The following is an 18,366-nucleotide window of genomic DNA, read 5'->3' on the forward strand; positions in this document are numbered from 1 at the left end:
AAGGATGTCGGCCACTGCAATGGTGGCCGACATCATTAGCACCGGCCACCATCGCAATTTCACCGCAAACACTATCAGGTGAGGCTCAGGCCTCCGGCGAGCGCGGTTCCGGCGTCTCGAGTGACGCCCGCACCTGCGGCGCCAGCAACACGATCCGGCCCAGCACGCCGTTCACGAACGCCGGCGAATCATCCGTGGACAACTCTTTGGCGAGTTCGACGGCCTCGTCGACGACGACCATCGTGGGGACGTCGTTGGTGTTGAACAGCTCCCAGGTGGCCAGTCGCAGGATGGCACGGTCGACCGCGGGCAGCCGCGGAAGTGTCCACTCGTTCAGGTGCGAGGCGATCACCGCGTCGATCTGTGCGGTGTCACCGGCGATACCTTCGATGATCTGGGCGGTGTAGTCGTTGATCTTGCCGACGCTGGCGTCGGTGGCCGCCAGCTCACGACGCTGGGCGATCAGATCGACGGGTGAGCAGTTCTTGACCTCTGCCTCGAACAGCAGATCGACGGCACGCTTGCGTGCCTTGTGTCGGGTACCGGGCTTTTTCACCAGCGTCAGGAGTTGACGCGGCCGAGGTAGCTGCCGTCGCGCGAGTCGACCTTCAGCTTGTCCCCGGTGTTGATGAACAGCGGAACCTGGATCTCGGCGCCGGTTTCGAGCGTTGCCGGCTTGGTGCCACCTGTCGATCGGTCGCCCTGGACGCCGGGGTCGGTCTGCGCGACCACGATCTCCACCGTGACCGGGAGCTCGACGTACAGCGGGACACCCTCGTGGGTGGCGACCTGGACCCGCATGTTCTCCAACATGAACTTCGCGCCGTCGCCGACGACCTCCGGGCTGACGTTGAGCTGCTCGAAGGTGTCTCCGTCCATGAAGACGAAGTCTTGGCCGTCGTTGTAGAGGTAGGTCATGTCGCGGCGGTCGACCGTTGCGGTCTCGACCTTCACACCGGCGTTGAACGTCTTGTCGACGGTCTTACCCGACAGCACGTTCTTGATCTTGGTTCGGACAAACGCCGGGCCCTTGCCGGGCTTGACGTGCTGGAACTCGAGGATCTGCCACAGCTGACCCTCCATGTTCAGCACGAGGCCGTTTTTGAAATCCGAGGTGTTTGCCACGTTCTTGTTCTTCCTCTCGAGCTGCGGGCGGATGGTCCCACTCGCAACTGCTGTGCTGGGCGCCGGAGCGCGTCAGATGACGGTGAATGTCTTGTCGGTGGTGGTGAGCAGTTCGGGATCGCCGTCGCGGACCACAAGGGTGTCTTCGATCCTGACGCCACCTCGGCCCGGCAGGTAGATCCCGGGCTCCACGGTCACCGCTGCACCGCATGGCAGTGTACCCGTGCTCAACGCACCGATAGACGGCGCTTCATGTATCTGCAGTCCGACTCCATGGCCGAGGCCGTGCACGTAATAGTCACCGAAGCCCGCCTCGTCGATGATCGACCGTGCGGAAGCGTCGACGCCCACCGCCTCGACGCCTGGCTCGAGGGCTTCGCGGCCGGCTTTCTGCGCCGCCGCGACGATGTCGTAGATGTCACGCTGCCATGGCTCCGTCGATTCGAGCACATAGGTCCGCGTCATATCCGAGTGGTAGCCGCCGACAACGGCACCGAAGTCGATCTTCAGCAGGTCGCCGGAGCTCAGTTCGGCGTCGGTCGGCCGGTGATGCGGTACCGCCGAGTTGGCGCCGGTGGCCACGATCGTCTCGAACGACACCGCCTCCGCACCCCGCTCGAACATCGCCCATTCCAATGCGCGCGCCACTTTGCGCTCGGTGTTGCCCGGCACCAGGACCCCCGCGGTGATGATGTCCGCGAGAGCCAGGTCGGCCGCCTGGCAGGCGGTGCGGATCTGCTCGATCTCGAACTCGTCTTTCACGATGCGCAGCTCTTCGACGAGTGGTGCCACCGGGACCAGCGTCTCGGAACCACCGAGCAGCGGCAACAGGCGCTGATGGGTCGCCACCGTCACCACATGCTTCTCGAAGCCGATCCGGGCGCCCGAGCCGACCAGGTATTCGATCAAGGCGCGCGGGCAGTCCCGGTTGATGATCGCGGTCAGGTCGGGGGCCTGTTCGGCCACCTGGGTGATGTAGCGGCCGTCGGTGGCGATCCGGTCGTCGCCTGCGGCGGTGATCACCACGCCACCGTTCGATCCGGTGAACCCGGTGAGATACCGCACATTGACCAGGTCGGTGATCAGGAGGGCGTCGACGCCGGCTCCACTGAGCAGCGAGCGCAGCCGGTCACGACGCGCCGATTCCGCAGTTGGGCCGAGGTCGGTGACCACACGTTCAACAGTCATGTTTTCAAGGCTAGTGGAGTCGGCGGTACGCGCGCGGTTCGGACGATCAACTCGGACACCGCGTTTGTTTTGTGGCCCCTGCCACATGAACACGTTCCACATCGGTACTCTGCTCACATGGTTGCGTGGCTTTTGCGTGGTTTGGTGATGTCGGCGGTGCACATTGGTGCCCGGGTCCTGCTTGGGCTGGCCATTGTGGCCTGGCCGTTGGACTCGAACTATTGGAAGACGATCGCCATCGCCGGCGTGGTGTTGGTGGCGCTGCTCTGGGGTGGCATCGACGGTCTGATCGACGGGCGCGCCCACGCCGATCCCGACGACTACAACGACCTCACGATGCGCTGGCTGAAGGCCGGACTCCTCACCGGACTCATCAGTGCCGTTGTCTGTTGGATACTCGGCAACTGGGTGATGTCCGGGATCGGCGAGAATTCGCTGGCCATCGAGGTCTTTGCAGGCGGCTCGTTCACGACCCTGCTGGTGTTTGTCCCCGCCCTCGTCGGCGCTGCGGTCGGCCGGTTCCTGACCCGCCGCCAGCACCGCAAGAACGAGGCCAAGGCGCACGACCAGAACGCATACGCCTGACCCTCAAACGCTCCGGATATACGACGACGCTCCACATATATGTGGAGCGTCGTCGTATATCCGGAGCGTTTGTGGGTTGGGGCTAGAGCAGTACCGAACCGTTGGTCGGCTCGTCCTTGGCGACTGCGGAGTATGCCGCCGCGAGCAGAGCCGGATCGGGGGCTTCCAGACGTCCCGGCTTGGCCAGGCCGTCGAGGACCACGAATCGCAACATGCCCGAACGGTTCTTCTTGTCCCCCGCCATGCCCTTGAGGAGATCGGGCAAGGCGTCGGCGTCGTATCCGACCGGAAGTCCGACACTCTCGAGCACGCTGCGGTGCCGGTCGGCGGTGGCGTCGTCGAGACGTCCGGCCAGCCTGCCGAGTTCGGCGGCATAGATCAGTCCCACCGACACGGCGGCACCGTGACGCCAGCGGTACTTCTCACGGCGCTCGATGGCGTGGCCGAGGGTGTGACCGTAGTTGAGGATCTCGCGCAGCGACGATTCCCGTAGATCTGCCGCAACCACCTCGGCCTTGACGCGCACGGACCGCTCGATCAGTTCGGGCAGCACCGGGCCGGTCGGGTCGAGGGCGGCCTGCGGATCCGCTTCGATCAGGTCCAGGATCGCCGGGTCGGCGATGAAACCGGTCTTGATGACCTCGGCCATGCCGGCGATGATCTCGTTGCGCGGCACGGTTTCCAGTGTCGCGATGTCGATGAGTACGGCCCGCGGTTCGTGGAACGACCCGACGAGGTTCTTGCCTGCCTCGGTGTTGATGCCGGTCTTGCCGCCCACCGCGGCGTCGACCATCGCCAGCAGTGTGGTCGGGACGTGGACGACCGGGATCCCGCGCATCCAGGTGGCGGCGACGAACCCGGACAGATCGGTGGCAGCGCCCCCGCCGAGGGACACCACGACGTCGTTGCGCTTCATCCCGATCCGGCCGAAGACCTCCCAGCAGAACGAGGCAACCGACAGTTCTTTGCCTGCCTCGGCATCAGGGATCTCGATGCGGTGCGCGTTGAAGTTGTTCTCGTCCAACGTCTTCCGGATGACCTCTGCGGTCTCGGCGAGGGACGGCTGGTACAGGATCGCCACCGAATCGGCGCCGGCGGCAGCTTCGACCAGCTCGGTCAGCAGTCCGCGGCCGATGATGACCTCGTAGGGGCTCTCACTGTTCACCGGTACGCGGATGGGTGCGGCTTGCTCGGTCACTTGGTGGCCTCCTGCTCGGTCAGTTGGGTGATGATCTCGTCGGCGACCACACGCTGGTGCGGGTGCGCATCCACCACGATTGTGGCGGCGTCCTGATAGATCGAATCTCGTTGTGCCAGCAGGTCTCGATACGCCTGCTTCGGGTTGTCCACTTTCAGCAGCGGCCGGCTGGAGTTCGCGACCCGCGAAAAACCTTGTTCGGCATCGACTCTGAGGTAGACGACCGAATGTCCGGTGAGTAGCTCGCGCGTGGCCGCTGTCAGGACGGCGCCGCCGCCCAGCGACAGCACACCGGTGTGGGTGCGCAGCAGATCGGCGACGACCTCGCGTTCGTACTCACGGAACGCCTCTTCACCGTCGGTGAAGATTTCCGGGATTGTCCGGCCGCTCCGTCGCTCGATCTCGGCGTCGCTGTCTTTCCACTCGCAACCCAGGACGCGCGCGAGTTGTTGTCCGACCGTGGTCTTGCCCGAGCCCATGAAGCCGATGAGCACCACCCGCGGGCCGGTCGACCCCGTCACGACGAAGGCAGGTGTGCGGCCACACGCTTGAGGTAGCCGGCAAGGTTGTCCCCGGTCTCGACGGCCGAATCGCCGCCGAACTTCTCAAGGGCCGCCTGCGCGAGCACCAGTGCCACCATCGACTCGGCGACAACGCCCGCCGCCGGAACTGCACAGACGTCCGAACGCTGGTGGATGGCCGTGGCCTGTTCACCGGTGGTCATGTCCATGGTCGAAAGCGCCTTCGGCACTGTAGAAATGGGCTTCATCGCGGCCCGGACCCGGAGGGACTCACCGTTGGTCATGCCGCCTTCGAGCCCACCGGCACGGTTGGTCGAACGCACCGCGCCACCGGGACCGGGAATCATCTCGTCGTGTGCGGCGCTGCCGCGACGACGGGCGGTCTCGAAACCGTCGCCGACCTCGACACCCTTGATGGCCTGGATACCCATCAGCGCACCGGCCAACCGCGAATCGAGACGACGATCGCCACTGACGTGCGAGCCCAGCCCCACGGGCACACCCGTGGCGACCACCTCGACAACACCGCCGAGGGTGTCACCATCGCGTTTTGCCGCTTCGATCTCGGCGATCATCGACGCCTCGGCCGCGGTCGAGTAGGCCCGAACCGGGCTGGCGTCGATCTGCTCGAGATCGGAGTACACCGGGGCGGCACCGAAATAGGGGTCCGAGGCACCGATGGAGATCACGTGCGAGAGCACCTCGATACCGAGGACCTGACGCAGGAAGTTGCGGGCGACCGTCCCGATCGCCACGCGGGCAGCGGTCTCCCGGGCGCTGGCCCGTTCCAGGACCGGACGGGCATCGTCGAAGCCGTACTTCAACATGCCGGAGTAATCGGCGTGGCCGGGCCGCGGCCGGGTCAGCGGCGCGTTTCGAGCAACACCTTCGAGTTCTTCGGCGGGGACCGGATCGGCGGACATCACGGTCTCCCACTTGGGCCATTCGGTGTTACCGATCTCGATGGCGATCGGGCCACCCATCGTCAAACCGTGGCGGACACCACCGACCAGGGTGACCTGGTCGGCCTCGAACTTCATCCGCGCACCCCGTCCATAACCCAGACGGCGGCGGGCCAATTGGTCAGCAACCTGCGACGAGGTCACCTCGACACCGGCCACCATCCCTTCCAGGACGGCTACCAGTGCGGGACCATGGGATTCTCCGGCAGTACTCCAGCGCAACACAGTTCCCAATTGTTCCACGCCCATCAACACGTGCTGTCACCAGATCCCCGGCCGTCGCCAAATGCCTGCCGCTACCAGATGCCACAGCAGAGCGCCGCAGACGCACACAGCGCCGGTCCGTGTGCCGTATCGCGCGAGCGACTGTCACCCACATGGCGCAAAAAGATCTGCCCGAGCGTCAGCACCTGAGCGAGCAACACCAAGACCGTTGCTGTGGCGATAGAACCGGCCATCGCACCGACCACCACGGCCAGCTTCACATCACCCCCGCCGCAGCCTCCGAACCTGAACGCGATCAGGTAGATGCCACCGGCCGTCAGCAGGCCGGCGACAGCGTCCGGGGTGATGATCGTGCCGGCAACGGCCCCGAGCACACCGGGCAGGACCGCACTGTTCGGCAGCCGACGGGTCCGCACGTCGGCCCCGGCCAGCGCCACGAACCAGAACCCCATGATCCCGACAACAAGCTGCATTCACCCACCCTGGCGCAGCCGCACCCGCTGTCGGGGCCACCGGCAGCCCGATTGTGGATGGGCACCGCCTCTGTGGACGGATCAGTTGTGTGGGCCGATTCAGTCGAGCGCGGCGGCCATCACGTCCAGCGGCGCCTTCATACCGGTGAACTGTTCGACCTGTCCCAACGCCTGATTCAGAAGCATCACCAGTCCCCCGACCACGGCGCCACCGGATTCGCTCACCGCGGCGGCCAGCGGGGTCGGCCAGGGGCTGTAGATCACGTCGAACAGTCGCGCTGCCGGTGCCAGGGCCCGGGTCAGCGGCTCGGCGGCAGCGGCCGGAACCGTGTTGACCACCACGGCGGCGGTGGCCGCACGATCTGCGAGTTCCGGAGTCGGTTCGAATGGCAGGATGTCGGTGGCCAGGCCCAGCGCGTCGGCCACGGCCAGCACCTCCGCGGCGCGGGCGCGGCTACGGGCGACGATGCTCACCTCGCCGACACCGGCACCGGCAAGCGCAGCCAGGACCGGTGCGGCAGTTCCACCCGCTCCGACGACCACGGCGTGTCTCGTGGGCGCCTGGTCGATCTCGAGTTCGGCCAGGGCTGCCGCCGCACCGTCGATGTCGGTGCAGTCGGCGCGCCAGCCACCTGCGACCCGGACCAACGTGTTGGCCGAGCCCACGGCAATCGCACGGTCGGTGCGGTGGTCGGCGAACTCCAGCGCGGCCCGTTTGCCGGGCATCGTCACCGAGAACCCGATGTACCTCTCATCCATCCCGGAGACCAGCGATGGGAGTTGCTCCGCGGTGCACTCGATGCGCTCGTAGGTCCAGTCGACAAGACCCAACGCCCGATACGCCGCCAGATGCAACGCGGGCGACTTCGAGTGCGCCACCGGCGATCCCAGGATCGCGGCAGCTCTGCCAGGTTCTGCCATCAGCAGTTGGTCTGGAGAATCGAGTTGTCGCAAGCCTGTTGGCGGTTGCGCTTGTGCTGCTCGTAGTCCTCGGTGAACAGAGTGGTCCCCTGCTGATCGACTGTGACGAAGTACAACCAGTTCCCGACCGGCGGTTCTATCGCGGCCAGCAATGCCGGCTGGCCGACCGCACCGATCGGGGTGACCGGTAAACCCTTCTGCTGATAGGTGTTCCACTTCGTGGGCGCCACGAAATCGTCACCGGCAACATCGATGTTCTGGATGGCGGAGGTGTAGTTGACCGTCGAATCCATCTGCAGGGCCTGGTCGACGCCGAGCCGATTGGCGATGACCCTGGCCACCTTCGGGTAGTCCTCGGCGGTGTTGACCTCACGTTCGACGATCGAGGCCGAGACCAGCGTCTGGTACGGGTTCAGGCCCGTCGACGAGATGCCCGATGCGGGCAGCCCCCACTGCGCGAACAGATCTGCGCTGCGCGAGATCAGATAGTTCAGCATCTGCACCGGGGTGAGGCCGGGATCGATCATCTCCCACGACGTCGGCGCGATCAGACCCTCGATGCGGCGATGATCGCCATCAAGCGCCGACACCGCGTCCACCGCCCACGCGGGTACGCCGAGTTCTTGTGGAGTGGCGGTCGCCGCGGCCTGGGCCAGATCCTCGACCGTGGAGCCCTCCGTCACGCCATTGAGGTCGACGGTGGTGGCCTCGGCAACCCGGGCGAAGATGCCCGCGGTGGTCTTGCCGTCGATGCCGTCCTTGGAGTCGAGCTGCAGACCCTCCGGGATGACCACCCGGCCGACCCGGTTGTCCATGTTCGTCAGCATCGTCACCGCGGTACTGGCCGGGATCTCGGTGCGCAGTTTGTAGTAACCGGCCGATATCGGCTGGTCGTCGGCCGCGAGCGTGAAGGCGTTGACGCTGCCGACCACGTCGTTTTCTTCGAGGATCTCTCCGAACTGGGTCAGCGTCGCATCCTGCGGGATCGACACGAGGACGTCCGAGGTACCTGCCACGTTCGTGAAGTCTTTGTCCTCGGTACCGAAGAATCCGACAACGCGTAGTCCGGCGTAACCGATGCCACCGACCAGGGCCAGCATGAAGACGACCGCGGCCGAGATCACGATCAGTCTGCGCTTCTTGCGACGCGCTGCCGCCGCGGCGGTGCGCTTGGGTGAGCGGACACGGGCCGTCTCTTCGCGGCGGATGTACTCGGTACGACCCGGGTCGACGTACGGCGCCCGCGCGTCATGCCTGGGATCGGGGTCGTAGGCGGGTGGATGTGTGGCCTCGGCAGGCCGCTGTCGCGGTATCGGCTGCGACGGGGGTTGCTGTCGCGGTATCGGCTGCGATGGCGGTTGCTGTCGCGGGAACGGTTGCGACGGGGGTTGCTGGGGTCCGGGGTGGGGCTCCCACAGGGCTTCTGGTGGTGGCGCGCTCGCCCGCCGCGGCGGCGCCGCCCGCGGAGGTGGCGGCGGTGGCGGTGGTGTGCGACGACCTGCTGCCGGATCGCGCGGCGGGATCACCTCGGGCCCGCGTCTGCGGCCCGGTGTCGCGCCGTTTCCCTGGGTGAAGTACTTCAGGCGATCGGGGTCGTAAGGGGTGTCCGCGCGCCGGCGACGGCGCCCCGGTTCTGCTTGCGCCCGATGGTTGTCGGATCCGTCGTCACTCACCCGCGGCCTTCCTGACTTGCCTGCAGATCCAGCCAGTTCTGGAGGATCGCGGTGGCAGCTGCCTGATCGATCACAGATTTCTGGGACTTCGCCCGAACACCGGACGAACGTAGTGCTTGTTGCGCGGTCACCGTGGTCAAACGCTCATCGGAGTACATCACCGGCACCGGCGAAATGCGCCTGGCCAGCGCGTCACCGAAGTCGGTGGCGAGGGCGGCCGCATGACCGTGCTCATCGCGCAACGTTTTCGGCAGTCCGACGATAACGCCCACAGCCTCGTATTCGGCGACTATTTCGGCGAGTCGCCGCAAATCGCCGTCACCTTTGGGCGTGCGGGCGACTGTCTCGACCGGCGTGGCCAGGATCCCGTCGGGATCGCACGAGGCCACTCCGATCCGAACGCTGCCGACGTCGATGGCGATCCGGCGCCCTCGCGGCGTCAGCGTCATCGAGCCGAGCCGACCAGTTCACGCAGCCGAACAAGAGCCGAATCGATACCTGCGGCGTCGGTACCTGAACCCTGTGCCAGGTCCGGCTTTCCGCCTCCCCGACCCGAGACCAGCGGCGCGAGTTCGCGAACCAGGTCGCCGGCCTTGATCCCGGCGTCGCGGGCTGCAGCGGTGGTCGCCACGGCGAACGGCACCTTGTCGCCCGATGCGGAGAACAGCACCACCACGGCGTTGTCCGAGCCCACGCGTCCACGCAGATCTGCGGCCAGTGTCCGCAGGTCACCGGCGTCCATGCCGTCGAGCTTTCCGGCAACCACCAACACGTCACCGACACGCGTCGCATCGTCGATCAGCGAACCGACTGATGCCTTCGCCGCGTCGGCGCGCATCTTCTCGATCTGCTTTTCGGCTTCTTTGAGTTTGGTGACGAGCGACTCGACCCGTCCGGGTACCTGGTCACTCGGCACCTTCAGTGACGTGGCCAGTCCGGCGAGCAGTGCGCGTTCCTTGGCCAGGTAGCGGTAGGAGTCGAGCCCGACGTAGGCCTCGACCCTTCGCACACCCGAACCGACCGACGACTCACCGAGCAGTGTGACCGGGCCGACCTGCGCCGACGAACCGACGTGGGTTCCGCCGCACAGTTCCATCGAGAACGGTCCACCCATCTCGACCACTCGGACGACGTCACCGTAGTTCTCACCGAAGAGCGCCAGCGCGCCCATCGCCTTGGCATCGTCGATACCGGTTTCAAAGGTGTTGACCGGGTAATTCGCCTCGACCGCAGCGTTGGTGATCTCTTCGATCTCGCCTCGCTGCGCCTCGGTCAGCGCGCCCTGCGATGCGAAGTCGAATCGCAGGTAGCCCGGCCGGTTGAGTGAACCCGCCTGTGTTGCGGTCGGTCCGAGCACCTGGCGCAACGCGGCTCCCACGAGGTGGGTACCGGAGTGGCCCTGGGTGGCGCCATGACGCCAGGCGGCATCGACCTGGGTGAGGACTTCGTCACCCTCGGCAATTTCGCCCTCTTCGATGACGGCGCGATGCAGCCAGACCGACTTACCGACCTTCTGAACGTCTTTGACGGTCAGGCGCAGGCCCGACGACGTGGTGATGGTTCCGATGTCGGCGATCTGGCCACCGGCCTCGGCGTAGAGCGGGCTGCGGTCCAGGATCACCTCGATCTCCTGACCGGCGAACGCGCTGCGCACGCGCTGCCCGTCGGCGACCAGACCCAAAACCTTTGACTCCGAATTGAGTTCGTCGAATCCGGTGAACACGGTCGGTCCACGATCGAGGAACTCGCGGTACACACTGAGATCCGCGTGACCCGCCTTACGAGCGGTCGCGTCGGCCTTCGCGCGCTGTCGCTGCTCGGTCATCAGTTCTTTGAACCCGGCCTCGTCCACCGAGAGTCCGGCCTCGGCGGCCATCTCCAGCGTGAGGTCGATCGGGAAACCATAGGTGTCGTGCAGCGCGAACGCGTCGCTGCCGCTGATCCGGGTGGCGCCGGAGGACTTCGTGGTCGCGGCAGCCTCGTCGAACAGTCGTGATCCGGCGGTCAGGGTCTTGAGAAAGGCGTCTTCCTCACCGACCGAGGTGCTCACGATGCGGGCGCGCTGGTCGGCGAGTTCGGGATACGACGCGGTCATCGTGTCGATGACCGCATCGACAAACTGCTTCATCGTGGCGTCGGTGGCACCGAGGAGCCGGGCCGAGCGGACGATTCGCCGCAGCAGTCGACGCAACACGTAACCGCGCCCGTCGTTGCCGGGTGTGATCCCGTCGGCGATCAACATCACCGCGGTGCGGGCGTGGTCGGCGATGACGCGGAACCGGACCGAGTCGGCGGGATCGGCTCCGTAGGTGCGGCCGGTCAGACGCTCGGCGACCCCGATGACCGGTGCCAGCAGATCGGTTTCGTAGACGTTCTCGACGCCCTGCAGGATGCAGGCGACGCGCTCGATGCCCATACCCGTGTCGATGTTCTTCTTCGGCAGCGGTCCGAGGATCTCGTAGCCGTCCTTGCCACCACCGGGACCCCGCTGGTTCTGCATGAAGACCAGGTTCCAGATCTCGATGTAGCGATCCTCGTCGGCTTCGGGTCCACCCTCGACGCCGTAGTCGGGGCCACGGTCGTAGAAGATCTCCGAGCTCGGACCACAGGGTCCGGGGACACCCATCGACCAGTAGTTGTCTTTCATGCCGCGGCGCTGGATCCGCTCGGCGGGCACACCGATCTCCTCATGCCAGATCGCGGCGGCCTCGTCGTCGTCGAGATAGACGGTTGGCCACAGGCGAGTCGGGTCGATGCCGTAACCACCGTCGTCGACAGAGTTGGTCAGCAGCGTCCAGGCGAAATGAATCGCTTCGCGCTTGAAGTAGTCGCCGAACGAGAAGTTGCCCGCCATTTGGAAGAACGTGTTGTGCCGTGTGGTGATGCCCACTTCCTCGATGTCGAGGGTACGAACACACTTCTGGATGCTGGTGGCCCGCACATACGGCGGGGTCTGCTCGCCGAGGAAGTACGGCTTGAACGGCACCATGCCGGCATTGACGAAGAGCAGATTCGGATCCTCGAGGATCAGGGACGCACTCGGCACCTCGACGTGTCCGGCCTTGATGAAGTGATCCAGGAACCGCTTCCTGATCTCATGCGTCTGCACTGACTGTCCTCACTCTGTGACTCCACCTGGTTGTCCAGGCCCATACTCCGTGACTGCACCTGGTTCCAGGCGAATCGACATCCGTTTATTAGAACGTGACTAACCCACACTACTGGCAAGGCCACGCCGGAGTCGCACCCTCCAGACCAGACAAACCCGGCTCCGGCGTCAGCGACGCCCGCGGATGATGTTGCGCAGGCGCCCGAGGCGCACCCCGATATCGCGTTCCCGACCACGGTCGGTTGGCTCGTAGTAGTCGACGCCGACCAGCTCGTCCGGCGGATACTGCTGCCGCAACACACCGTCCGGGGCGTCGTGTGGATACCGGTAGCCGACCGCGTTGCCGAGCTTCGCGGCACCGGCATAGTGGCCATCGCGCAGATGCGGTGGAACAGTGCCTGCCTTCCCACCTTCGACGTCGGCGATGGCCGCACCGATGGCGGTGATGACCGCCGCCGACTTGGGTGCGGTCGCGAGGTGAATTGTCGCCTGCGCCAATGCAAGCCGGGCCTCGGGCATGCCGATCAGCTGCACGGCCTGCGCGGCGGCCGTTGCCGTCTGCAACGCCGTCGGGTCGGCCATCCCGATGTCTTCAGAAGCGTGTACGACCAGTCGGCGGGCGATGAATCGGGGGTCCTCCCCCGCGCTGATCATCCGGGCCAGATAGTGCAGCGCCGCATCCACATCCGAACCCCGGATCGACTTGATGAAGGCGCTGGTGACGTCGTAATGCTGATCACCCCCGCGGTCGTACCGCACCGCGGCGCGATCAACCGCGGATTCGACGTAGGCCAGCGTGAGCACGGCAGGCCGGTCGGGGTCGGCACCGGTATCGGACAGGACCGCGTCGGCGGCCGCCTCGAGAGCGGTCAGGCCGCGCCGCGCATCACCGCCGGAGATCTTCTCCAGGTGGTCGAGTGCGTCGTCGTCGATCGTGACCGCACCGCCGAGTCCACGGGGATCGGCGGCGGCCCGCACCAACAGCTTCCGGATGTCGGCATTGCCCAGCGAACGCAGTTGCAGGACCAGCGATCGGGACAGCAACGGCGCCACCACCGAGAACGACGGATTCTCGGTCGTCGCGGCGACCAACAGCACAATCCTGTTTTCCACGGCGTCGAGCAGCGCGTCCTGCTGAGTCTTGGAGAACCGGTGGACCTCGTCGATGAACAGCACGGTCTGGGTACCGCCGATGAGCCGTCGACGCGCGGAATCGATCACCGCGCGGACTTCTTTCACACCGGACGACAACGCCGAGAGCGCTTCGAAGCGGCCACCGGCGGCGGTCGAGATCAGTGCTGCCATGGTCGTCTTGCCGGTGCCCGGCGGACCGAACAGCAGCACCGAGGCCGCACCGGAACCGTCGATCAGTCGTCGTAGCGGAGATCCCGCTTCGAGTAGATGCTCTTGTCCGACGATCTCTTCGAGCGTTTGTGGTCGCATCCGGACGGCAAGCGGCGCACTGGTGGCCGGCCGCGCCAGGCCGCTGGTGATCAGCTCCGGCGGAGCGGCGGGGGCATCGAAAAGGCCGCCCTGTTCATTGGTCATAACTGCTGCGACGTCAGTGCAGCCAGGACGAATCCAGCGCCTGACCGACAGAGTCTGCGAACTCGGCCAGCGCAGGCTCGGCGGCACGACGGGCGGCAGCGGCCAGCCCGGACCACCGGTCCACGATCACGCGGGGATCCGAAGTGCTCAGTGCCAGTCCGTGGGCCTCGTCGGCGCGACCCACATCGGCGTCGTCGATCGGCAGCATCCACATCGTGGACAGCCACACCCACGCCAATCGGGCGAGGACGGTCTTGCGCGCGAGCTCCCGGTCGGAACCCAGGCTGGGCCAGATCGCCTGTACCTCGGAGCGCCAGGCATCGAGCATCAGGGTTTCGAGTTCGACCCGGCCGGCCGCCGAACTCGGCGACAGCCACGGGCTGAACGTCACCAACGCGTAGGCGATGTCGAGCGTGGCGTCGCGGAACCCGCCCCACTCGTAGTCGAGGAACCGCACTCCGTCGCCGTTGATCAGGATGTTTTCGGGACCGACATCCGAGGGGCTGAAGGCACGGTGTTCACCTTCGCCGAACAGGGAGTACGCGGCTTCGAGCGATGCGAGGACGACCGGGTCGAGATCCAACCCCAGCATCTCGGTGACGACCCGGGGCGCCGAGGCCACCGCGGCCGCGAACTGAGTGTGCAGCGCATCTGTGGCGATACCGTCGCCACCCTGCCGGAGCAGTGCTGCGAAGTCGTTCTCACCGCCGACCGTGGCCGCGTGCATCCGGCCAAGTGCCTGGCCCCAGGCACTCAGGGAGCCACTGACGGCTGCGGTGTCGTTGGTGGTCAGCAATTCGGTCATCGAACGGCCGTCACCGAGGTCGGAGAGCACCAGGACCCGGGATGCCAGATCGAAGGCGATCAGCGCCGGACCCGGCCGCGATTCCGTCGGCAGCGTGTTGGCGTACTTGTACGAGGCGACCTCGCGGTAGAACGAGGCTCCAGATCCGGTCTCCCCGTCGCCGAGAACCTTGATCACCAGCGTGCGATCTGCCGAAAATGGGTTCTGGGCGACTCGGACACGCAAGACTTGGGTACGACCGCTGCCACCGAGGTCATAGGGTTCGGCTAAGGACACCGGGGCGCCGGCGCGAGCGGCAAGGAGCCGCTCGGCTGCCTGCACCGCGCCGGTTTTCTGGCTATCGGCAAGAACAGTCATCCTCTACAACCTACCCAAAAGGTAGGACGCGAATCACTGCCACGGGAAATGAGCATCAATTTTCCGGGGACACATCCACCGAAACGTCGATCTGACTCTTCCGGGATTCGGTGTAGATGACGCCCCTCAACGGCGGTACATCGTCGTAATCGCGGCCCCAGGCGACCGTGACATGGCGTTCGTCGACGAGTTTGTCATTGGTCGGGTCGAACGCGATCCAGCGGTCGCCGGGAAGCCACACCGCCGCCCACGCGTGCGAGGCATCGGCCCCGAAGATCCGTTCCCGTCCCGGCGGCGGGTCGGTGGCCAGATAGCCCGAGACATAACGGGCGGCGAGCCCCTGCGACCGCAAACATGCGATGGCCACCCGCGCGAAGTCCTGGCAGACACCCTCGCGACGCTCCATGACCGTATCGACCTTGGTGCTGATCGCCGTCGACCCCGAACGGTAGGCGAAATCACGGAAGATGCGGCTGGTGAGTTCCACCACGACATCGAGCAACGGCGTGCCGGGCGTGAAGATCGTCGAGGCGTAGTCGATGACCGCGGCGCTGATCTCCGGTGGGTACAGGTCGAGGCGGAACTCCACCGCGCGAGCGCCGGTGGGCCCGGATGGTCGCGCCGACTCCCAGGGAGCCCGGGCGGCCGCGGAGTTGAGCAGTTCCTGATCCAGCGGGTCGACCTCCACCGTCGACACACCGGTCACCTCGAGACGCCGATGCGGCGTCCGCACATGGAAGTAACTGTCGTAGTTGCCGTAGATGTCGACACCGGTCGAACGGTCCGAGGGCTCGGGGTCGATGGTGATCGCACTGTCGATCACCCGCTGCCCCGGCAGGTCGCGGGGTTGCAGATGGCAGCGACCGTAGCTGCTGCTGACCACGTCGTCGTAGTCGTAGCGGGTCCGGTGCGTGATCTTGTACCGCCGCGGCGCTCCCTCGACCAGATCGGTGATGGTGGGCAGTGATCGTTTGTCGGCAATGTTCACAACGTCCCCTCCGATCCGGCACCCCAGAGTGGCTGCATATCGACAGGGTAGGCAAATCTGGTACGCCCGAGCACATCCGAGAGCTCTCGCAGACCCTTGTCGAGCGTGCGCATCAATTCGGCCAACTCCACCCGCTTGCCCCCGGCACCGATCGCGGCCAGGTCCGCCGGGTCGACGCGGCGCAGTTCTGCCACCAGATCCTCGACGATGCGCTCCGCCGCTGCGGAGCGGACAATCGACGGCAGTGAGCTCAGGTCGACGCGCAGCGACTGGAGCTGGTAGATCATCGCCCGCGGGTTGCCCTCGTCGAACAGCATCAGGTCGGCCACCGCGCTGAGCCGGACGATACCGCGGTTGCGACGGCGGTAGATGATCACCGACTCGCTGGCCGACAGGTACGCCTCCAGCAATCCCTGTTCGGTATCGGAGTCGTACTGCGGCACCAGGATGGCCGAGGTCAGACCGGCCAGCATCTGCGCGCGTTCCACCCGGCGACCGATGTCCATGAACAACCAACCCGGGTCGTGCACCATCGATTCGGCCTGCAATCCAGCCAGGGACAGGAGGCCGTGCAGGATGTCGTCGTGTGCGCGGCCGAGTTCGGAACCGTCGCGTTCGGTGTCGTCGCCGGCACCGGTCGCCGGTCCGCTACCCAATTCATTCAGTGCGCGGTCGATGGAGCCGAGCACCATCCACGTGCTCGTCGACAACTGGTCGCGGATCGCGCGGGCCAGCTGTTGCAGACGGTCGACCGCAAAGGCAACCGAACCCGGCGTCCGGCGGGCTCCGGTCATCATGTGCAACCGGGTGGTCGCGGCCTCGACCTCGTCGGGGTCCGGCGGTTTGCTGCTGTCGAAGTCGAGTAAACCCTTGGTGTCCTGCAGAACCGCCCGATTTCCGGACGCAGACGCAATTGCACTCAGGAACAACGGGATCGACGCCGTACCCGTCATCCACGGTCGGTAGCGGTAGTCCTCGTAACGCTCGCGGGCGACCTTCACCATCCTCGTGGTCAGCTCGGCCCGCTCGCCGTAGCGACCGAACCAGAACAGGTCGGACAACACGCGGGGTGAGCTGACGACCGGATCGGAACTCGCGCGGACCGCGCTGGGACTCGCACCGGTGACGATGATCGGTCGGCTGCGTTCCGGCGCACCGCCCGATTCCTCCACCCGGATCTGACCGGCAGCCGGTTCGACGGTGGTCACCCAGACATCTTTTCCGGCAACGGCATTCATCGCCGACCCGGCGGCTCCCTCCGCGAGTACCTGACCGAGGCCGCCCGGCAGGACCGCGTACCCCGATCCCTGCGCGACACTGAACGAACGAATGCCGACGGGCGCAGCACGCAGCGGCGAACCCGTACCGCGCGCTCGGTGGGGGCCCGGTGTGGACGACGGCGCAACCGAAAAACGTTCGAGGACACGGCCAACCCACTGCCACGGCTCGGCGTCGATCCGGGCGCGCAACGTGTCGATCTCGGCCGAACTGAGCATCGGTCCGGAGAACTCTTCGCCGGTCCGGAAGTTCGTGATGGCCAGCAACGGTAGGTCGGCCGACAACTTTCCGAGTTCGAGATCGTTTCCGGCCCAATAGGTCTGCACCGAATCGAGCAGCAGGTCCTCACCGAGGAAATGCTTGCTGATGGCGGGCAGGACGGTGTGCAACGCCGGGTTCTCCAGGACACCGCTACCAAGGGTGTTGAGGACGGTGACCGAACCGCGCGACGCCGCCTCCACCAGGCCGGTGACGCCGAGGCGGGAATCGGCACGCAGATCGAGCGGATCGGAATAGTCGGAGTCGACCCGCCTGATGATCACATCGAGTCGTTTGAAGGTTCCCAGCGACCGCATGTAGACCGCGCCGTCACGGACCACCAGGTCGGCGGCCTCGACCAGCGGAAAACCGAGGATCGAGGCCAGGTAGGCCTGATCGAAGGCGGTCTCCGACAGCGAACCCGGCGTCAGCACGGCAACCGTGGGTTCCTCGATACCCTGCGGGGCGTATTCGAACGCCGCGATCCGGACCGTGGCCGCAAACGCCGACATCGGTCTCGGAACACACCGCTGCAGGAGCCGTGGGAATGCCCGCGACATCAGGTGCCGGTCGGCCAATGCGTAGCCGACACCGGACGGCGCCTGGGTCCGGTCGGAGTAGACCAGGTACTCACCGCTCGGCGCCCGGCCGATATCGCAGGCGTGCATGAACAGCGTGTGTGACCACACCTGCGGAAAACGGGCGGCCTTGCGGACGAACCCGGGATGGCCGTAGATCATCTCCGGTGGCACCAGGCCAGAGGTGATCGCGCTCTGGTCGGCGTACACATCCGACAGGAGCGCGTCGAGCGCTCGTGCCCGCTGCTCGATGCCCTTTTCGAGACTCTGCCACTGCGCGCCGTCGAACAGCAGCGGCACAGAGTCGAGTTCCCAGCGTCGCTGCTGCGTGGAGGTACCGGTCGGGGCGTTGTAGGTGATGCCGTCGTCGTCGATCAGGGTGCGCACCCGCTGATCGGCCTGGCGCAGCCCGGCATCGGCCATCCGCTCCAGATTCTCGATCAGGCCGGACCACTGGGCGCGGATGGCACCGGTGCTGTCGAACAGCTCGTCGAAGGGCCCGGACGGGGTTCCTGGCATGGCCGACAGATCAAACAATCCGTACCGGTCAGACCGGTATCGGTCCAAAACTCCG

Annotated in this window: 16 protein-coding genes; 1 reads left to right on the top strand and 15 read right to left on the bottom strand. The window is 66.0% G+C overall.

The features are described from left to right. Positions 1-85: 85 nt before the first annotated feature. The 3 genes from nusB to AC1D75_RS17400 form a co-directional block, all read right to left on the bottom strand. Positions 86-556: a transcription antitermination factor NusB gene (gene nusB, locus AC1D75_RS17390; RefSeq protein WP_495516562.1), complete on the bottom strand. Its 471-nt coding sequence runs from the start codon at positions 554-556 to the stop codon at positions 86-88. 5 nt (positions 557-561) lie between these two features. Then, positions 562-1,125 (bottom strand): elongation factor P, encoded by a 564-nt coding sequence (gene efp / locus AC1D75_RS17395; RefSeq protein WP_495516563.1) that lies wholly within the window; start codon positions 1,123-1,125, stop codon positions 562-564. Positions 1,126-1,197: 72 nt separating this feature from the next. Further along, the gene (locus AC1D75_RS17400; protein WP_495516564.1) at positions 1,198-2,313 is read right to left on the bottom strand and encodes a M24 family metallopeptidase; all 1,116 of its coding nucleotides are present in this window, start codon (positions 2,311-2,313) and stop codon (positions 1,198-1,200) included. Between the two features lie 117 nt (positions 2,314-2,430). On the opposite strand from AC1D75_RS17400, the gene AC1D75_RS17405 reads away from it, so the two are divergent. Further along, the gene (locus AC1D75_RS17405) at positions 2,431-2,898 is read left to right on the top strand and encodes a B-4DMT family transporter (protein ID WP_495516565.1); all 468 of its coding nucleotides are present in this window, start codon (positions 2,431-2,433) and stop codon (positions 2,896-2,898) included. A gap of 82 nt (positions 2,899-2,980) precedes the next feature. Here AC1D75_RS17405 and aroB read toward each other — a convergent pair whose 3' ends face one another. The 12 genes from aroB to AC1D75_RS17465 all read right to left on the bottom strand — a co-directional run bounded on the left by aroB (position 2,981) and on the right by AC1D75_RS17465 (position 18,311). After that, the gene (gene aroB / locus AC1D75_RS17410; RefSeq protein ID WP_495516566.1) at positions 2,981-4,096 is read right to left on the bottom strand and encodes a 3-dehydroquinate synthase; all 1,116 of its coding nucleotides are present in this window, start codon (positions 4,094-4,096) and stop codon (positions 2,981-2,983) included. Further along, positions 4,093-4,617, bottom strand: coding sequence for a shikimate kinase (locus AC1D75_RS17415; protein ID WP_495516567.1), 525 nt, complete (start codon positions 4,615-4,617; stop codon positions 4,093-4,095). The genes aroB and AC1D75_RS17415 overlap by 4 nt, the downstream gene beginning before the upstream one ends. Next, positions 4,614-5,822, bottom strand: coding sequence for a chorismate synthase (aroC, locus tag AC1D75_RS17420; RefSeq protein WP_495516918.1), 1,209 nt, complete (start codon positions 5,820-5,822; stop codon positions 4,614-4,616). Before aroC ends, AC1D75_RS17415 begins: the two co-directional genes overlap by 4 nt. A 53-nt stretch (positions 5,823-5,875) precedes the next feature. Continuing rightward, positions 5,876-6,277 carry a prepilin peptidase gene (locus tag AC1D75_RS17425; RefSeq protein ID WP_495516568.1) on the bottom strand — a complete coding sequence of 134 codons (402 nt, stop codon included), beginning with the start codon at positions 6,275-6,277 and terminating at the stop codon, positions 5,876-5,878. Positions 6,278-6,376: 99 nt separating this feature from the next. Next, positions 6,377-7,198: a shikimate dehydrogenase gene (locus AC1D75_RS17430; protein ID WP_495516569.1), complete on the bottom strand. Its 822-nt coding sequence runs from the start codon at positions 7,196-7,198 to the stop codon at positions 6,377-6,379. After that, on the bottom strand, positions 7,198-8,871 hold the full coding sequence (gene mltG, locus AC1D75_RS17435; protein ID WP_495516570.1) for an endolytic transglycosylase MltG: 1,674 nt from the start codon (positions 8,869-8,871) through the stop codon (positions 7,198-7,200). The genes AC1D75_RS17430 and mltG overlap by 1 nt, the downstream gene beginning before the upstream one ends. Continuing rightward, on the bottom strand, positions 8,868-9,320 hold the full coding sequence (ruvX, locus tag AC1D75_RS17440; protein WP_495516571.1) for a Holliday junction resolvase RuvX: 453 nt from the start codon (positions 9,318-9,320) through the stop codon (positions 8,868-8,870). Before ruvX ends, mltG begins: the two co-directional genes overlap by 4 nt. Then, positions 9,317-11,980, bottom strand: coding sequence for an alanine--tRNA ligase (alaS, locus tag AC1D75_RS17445; RefSeq protein WP_495516572.1), 2,664 nt, complete (start codon positions 11,978-11,980; stop codon positions 9,317-9,319). The genes ruvX and alaS overlap by 4 nt, the downstream gene beginning before the upstream one ends. A 168-nt stretch (positions 11,981-12,148) precedes the next feature. Then, positions 12,149-13,528, bottom strand: coding sequence for a replication-associated recombination protein A (locus AC1D75_RS17450; RefSeq protein ID WP_495516573.1), 1,380 nt, complete (start codon positions 13,526-13,528; stop codon positions 12,149-12,151). A 13-nt stretch (positions 13,529-13,541) separates the two neighbouring features. Continuing rightward, positions 13,542-14,690 (bottom strand): phosphotransferase family protein, encoded by a 1,149-nt coding sequence (locus AC1D75_RS17455; RefSeq protein WP_495516574.1) that lies wholly within the window; start codon positions 14,688-14,690, stop codon positions 13,542-13,544. Positions 14,691-14,745: 55 nt separating this feature from the next. Then, positions 14,746-15,678 carry a transglutaminase family protein gene (locus AC1D75_RS17460; protein WP_495516575.1) on the bottom strand — a complete coding sequence of 311 codons (933 nt, stop codon included), beginning with the start codon at positions 15,676-15,678 and terminating at the stop codon, positions 14,746-14,748. Continuing rightward, positions 15,675-18,311 carry a circularly permuted type 2 ATP-grasp protein gene (locus AC1D75_RS17465; protein ID WP_495516919.1) on the bottom strand — a complete coding sequence of 879 codons (2,637 nt, stop codon included), beginning with the start codon at positions 18,309-18,311 and terminating at the stop codon, positions 15,675-15,677. Before AC1D75_RS17465 ends, AC1D75_RS17460 begins: the two co-directional genes overlap by 4 nt. Between the last annotated feature and the right edge of the window lie 55 nt (positions 18,312-18,366).

It is taken from the genome of Williamsia sp. Y712 (genome assembly GCF_059445525.1).